Genomic DNA, 4,769 nt, shown 5'->3' with positions numbered 1-4,769 from the left:
AGATGCACCCTCCCACCGCGGAACCGGAAGAACCGCTAGTGGTGGAGGTCACATCGTCTGAAAAGAGCATAACACAATCATTCCGACAGCCACAAGAGCGAGATATCGGTTCGGGTGGGTTTTCTCCGCCTTAGCCGATGGGTAGGGGCTGCTATTCGAAGCAGTCTTACATGCCGGCGACTCAAGCTGAACCCAGCAACGGCCATGACTACGCTCTTCCGGCCTGCGGGTCGCAGCTTAGTTCTAGACCACGCACGGGCTGCCGCCACCCAATGGTTCGGGTGGCGGCAGTCTACAAGCAGCCAAATTTAGCATTCTCTATTTCAAGGCTGTTGCGGGGATTGTCCCCACGCTGATGTCAACTGCCTGTGTGCTCTGCAGCGTGAGCGTCCTTTACGGGTTTATCACTGGTGCGCTTGAAGATGCGGGATATTGCCCCTGCCCGCCGTGATGTTTTTTCATACTTGGACAGGCCTACGGCGAGTAGCAGCGCAAGGCCATTGAACAGTTCGGTGATCCAGATAGGTGCTCCTACAAGCTGGAGACCTTTGATGCCCGTTGCCAGGACATAGACGGCGAGGATCGTGCCCCACACGTTGAAACGACCCCCGCGGAATTGAGTGGAACCGAGAAAGACGGCAGTTAGTGCGGGGAGCAGAACGCTGGGTCCAACTGTTGGATCTCCGGCGTTGATTCGTGAAGCGAGAATAGAGCCGGCCAGTGCTGCAAGTACGCCTCCTGCCATGAGGCTTCCGACAATCATCCGGTCGGTGTTCACACCAGCCAGGCGCGCGCCCTGGGCGTTGAACCCGGTTGCGTACATGCGTCGGCCGACTGGAGTTTTTTCGAGCACATACCACGCTACAAGCGCCACAACGAGGACTATGTATACCGGAAGCGTTACACCGAGGATCTGCGTCACCGCGAGGGCACGGAATTCTTCACCTAGGTTCAGAATCTGCCGACTGCCTGAGGTCCATGCGATACCTGCGAGCAGGATGGAGCTCATGCCGAGTGTTGCGATAAAGGAATCGATCTTTGCGCGGGTGATGATGAGCCCTGACACAAGGCCTAGGAGTGCTCCGATCAGCAGGGTCAGGGCTATCGCCTGTGCAGGTGGAAGGCCTTGCTTGGAAATTAGAGCGGCAACGAGGATGCCGCCGAGGCCCACTTCAGCGCCGACCGCCAAGTTGAAGCTTCCCGCTACAAGGGGTATTAGCGCCGCAAGCGCGGCAAGAGCTGTCACAGCCTGGGCGTCGAGCAGGGTTCGCCAGACCCCGGGCGAAAGAAATGAATCGGGAATCCAGAGGCCGAAGATGATACATATGGCCAGCAGTATGTAAACCGCGCTGATATTTCTGAAGGACAGGGTTTGGCGCAGCTGGGCTGTCAGTGTCCGCTTAGTTCGGGCCATCTTTTGAGGCTGGTTTTCCGGTGCCTGGTTTCCCTGTTGTCCGGCTTGTTGCTCGTCGATCAGTTTCAGCGACTCGGGCATGTCAATTTTCCTTTGAACTGGATGCAGTGAGATCGGCTACGACGCCGTAGCCCTCACGAATGAGTAGTGTCTCGTTGACGTCGTCGTCTGTCAGCACACTTGCCGTTTCTCCTTCTCGGAGGACGTAGACGCGGGAGCAGAGTTGCGCGAGTTCTTTGGCATCCGATGAGCACACTAGGACGGCAGTCCCTTCTGCCGCAGTGGCAGCTACCGCGGCGTAAATTGAGGCTTTGGCCCCTACGTCTACGCCTTGGGTGGGTTCCTCAAGCAGCAGGACTTTCGGTTTGTTTCGAAGCCACTTGGACAAAACAATCTTCTGTTGGTTCCCGCCGCTAAATGAGCTCAGCTTCTGCTCCGGCGTTCCTGGCCGGACGCCGAACTGGCCCATCAGCCCTGACACCTCCGCATGTTCTGCTTTGGTGTCGAGCCGCCCAAACATGCGGCGAAGGGGACCGAGCCTCGGAAGCGTGAGGTTTTCCCGTGCGGACAATTCAAGGATGGCCCCATACCGGGCGCGGTCTCCTGGAACGAATGCGAGCCCGGCCTTGATGCTGCCTTCTGGGCCTGTCAGTGCGTGGGGTCTGCCAGCCAGTTTGTACTCCTGAACTGTTCCGGGCTGTGCCCCGAACAGCAGAGAGGGTATCTCTTCCCTGCCTGAGCCCAGGACCCCCGCGACGCCGACAATTTCTCCTGGGTGGATTTCCAGGTCAATGTTCCGGACAACGTTCCCGGTCAGCCCGCGGACGCTCAACGCCGGTTCCCCGCCGCAGTCAGCTCCCCTGGATGAAACGCCGTATGTGGAGTCAGTTCCGCTGACGAGTCGAATCAGCTGTGCATGGTCCATATCGCCCCGCGGGGTGTCGGTGACCTTCGTGCCGTTTCTTAGGACGACAATACGGTCTGCGAGGTTCATGACCTCATCAAGCCGATGCGATATGAAAATGACTCCGGCACCACCTTCAGCAATCGCTCTCACTGCTTTGAAGAGGATTTCGACTTCGCTGCTGTGGAGGGCTTCAGTGGGCTCGTCTAGGACAAGAACGTTTCGGTCGTGCTGCCACCCGTCAAGCGCCCTTGCGATTGCAATGATTGACCGCTGGGCCGCCGTTAGGTTGCTGATCGGAACGTTGACGTCAAACTCAGCCCCGAAGCGCGCAAGTTTCTCTTTGGTACGGCTATTTTCCGCTGCCCTTCGGTGGGGGGAGAGTGAGCGCATACCCTCCCCACGGACCAGAGAAAGATTTTCGACGGCGGTCAGGGCCGGGATAAGACCGAGATCCTGGTGGATGAAGTGCATCTCCGTGTCATGGTTGGTCTCACCAAGCTGGACGGTACCGCCGTCAGCTTTGTAAACGCCTGCAAGGATCTTGACCAAAGTGGATTTTCCAGAGCCGTTATGACCCAGTACGGCCACGATTTCGCCGCTGTGCACATCCAATGAGACGTTGTTGAGTGCCACCAACCCGGGGAACTCTTTGCGAAGGTCGGTTATCGAAAGGAGCCGTTGACTGGTTGATCTAGGTGTGTCGACCATAGGAGTATCTCCGTCGCGGGCTTCTCGGTTTACTTGTTCCAAAGTGTCTTGAAACGCTCTGCGTAGTCCGGGTATCCGTTCCATCCGTCGGTTGCATCGGCAGGAACATTTTCCTTAGTCAGCACTTGTTTGACGAGGATTCCGGCCTGCTGGGCCGCGCTCAATTCCTGGTTCGCCATCTTGCGTGCCATCTGGTCGAGCATCGTCCACATCATGATGTCGATATCCCAAGCGACAGTGGCGTCCTGCTGGCCATTCTTGATTGCTTCGAAGTTCGCCTCGCTCGGAGCTTGCCCTACGGTTATTGCCTTGATGCCCGCCACGTTCATTGCTGCGGGCAGCCCGACCTGCAGTTCGTCAAAGGAGACCAGGACAGCCTGCGTTTTCGGATTCGCCTGCAGGTCACTGACGATCGTCTGCGGAGCAGCATTGCCAACCTGAGCTATAGGAATGTCAACCACGCGCAGATTACATCCCTCGCAAAGTTCATCGAGCTTCTGCCTGACTCCGTTCTCCATCGAGGTGGTGAAGGCAAGCTCTGGCGTCTTGTAATAGACGATCTCTGTTACTTTCCCTTCGCCCTTTGCCAAGGCAGTAGCCACCATGACTTTCCCTGTCTGCGCGACGTCCTCAGGGCCGCCCTGCACTTCTGTGCCGAAACCAAATTCCTCGCCATTGGAGAGCGCACCGCCTACTACTACCGTGCCGGCCTGGCGGAGGGCCTCCAGCTGGGATGCGTACAGGACCGGGTCCACAGCCACAGCAATTACGCCTGCAGGCTTCATCTCAACAACGGAATTCAGCGCGGAGTTAATGCTCTCTGCAGTTCTTCCCAGAGACACCGACTTGTATTCCACGCCCATCGCCTCTGCGGCCTCCTTTAGGGATGCTGCCTGCAGGGTCGAAACGGAAGTTCCGGCCTCCAGGAAGACAACCTGGGAGCCTGGGGCTGGCAGCTTGTCCAAGGGGTCAGTGACGGGAAATGCGCCAACATTTTTGAAATCGGCCAAGAAAGCCGTCGTGGCGTCCAGATCTACTTTGGCGACGGATGCTGGGGACGTGTTCGCACCACCGCAAGCGGCCAAGGTGAGAGTCGTGAAAAGCGCCAAGGCGGTGACCTTGATTATTGGTCGTGTGAATACAGCCATGTCAACTCATTTCAAATGAAGGTGGGAGATGTGGTTCAGCAGCTGCGGGCTCGACGTTGAGCATCGCTTGCGTGGGTGAAGCCGTAGCAGTCAATACGGGACCGTTAGTCCGGTATCGCGGGCATGGGGCATCAGGGATTCATGGTCCTGATAGAGGTAGGGGAGACGTCAGGCCGAAGGCGCATGGGGATTGGGCTCAATGTTCCTGCGGGCCTTGCGCGCTCTGTGACCGGCCCTTTGCTTGGCGGCCGGTAGGAAATCCATTGCAAAACTGTGCCGTCAGAATTATTGATGGCGGTGATTTTCTTGCTTCTGCAAGGAGACATTTTGTATCTGATGGGGCACTTCAGGGTCCGGCAGGCGGGGTGCGCCGTGTCGGGGGTGCCGTTGGGGAGGGAACCGTGATGGCGCAAGCAGTCCAGCTACTGGACCTGATTTGATGCTTCCGGGCGTATGTCCTGCCGGCTGTTTTTCTCGGCAGGACATACGTGGTGGGTTTTAGACGTTGGCGGGTGTGCCGATCCGGCATTCGACGCCGTATTTGGCCATCAGCGGAAGGGTCCGCTGTGCGACGGCGGCGAGGTCGTCGATG

At 57.8% G+C, this 4,769-nt stretch carries 3 protein-coding genes; all 3 read right to left on the bottom strand.

Translation table 11 applies throughout. The features are described 5' to 3' along the window. Positions 1 to 358: 358 nt before the first annotated feature. Genes AC5RV1_RS21165 through AC5RV1_RS21155 form a run of 3 tightly spaced genes read right to left on the bottom strand, consistent with a single transcriptional unit; the run spans position 359 to position 4,177 of the window. The gene (locus AC5RV1_RS21165; RefSeq protein WP_493995925.1) at positions 359 to 1,495 is read right to left on the bottom strand and encodes an ABC transporter permease; all 1,137 of its coding nucleotides are present in this window, start codon (positions 1,493 to 1,495) and stop codon (positions 359 to 361) included. A gap of 1 nt (position 1,496) precedes the next feature. Beyond that, positions 1,497 to 3,029, bottom strand: coding sequence for a sugar ABC transporter ATP-binding protein (locus AC5RV1_RS21160; RefSeq protein WP_493995924.1), 1,533 nt, complete (start codon positions 3,027 to 3,029; stop codon positions 1,497 to 1,499). 29 nt (positions 3,030 to 3,058) lie between these two features. Then, the gene (locus AC5RV1_RS21155; protein ID WP_493995923.1) at positions 3,059 to 4,177 is read right to left on the bottom strand and encodes a sugar ABC transporter substrate-binding protein; all 1,119 of its coding nucleotides are present in this window, start codon (positions 4,175 to 4,177) and stop codon (positions 3,059 to 3,061) included. Positions 4,178 to 4,769 lie beyond the last annotated feature (592 nt).

The organism is Arthrobacter sp. Hb9-2 (assembly GCF_059091165.1).
Note: the sequence above shows the minus strand (reverse complement) of the source record. Positions and strands in the feature narration are given on the sequence as shown.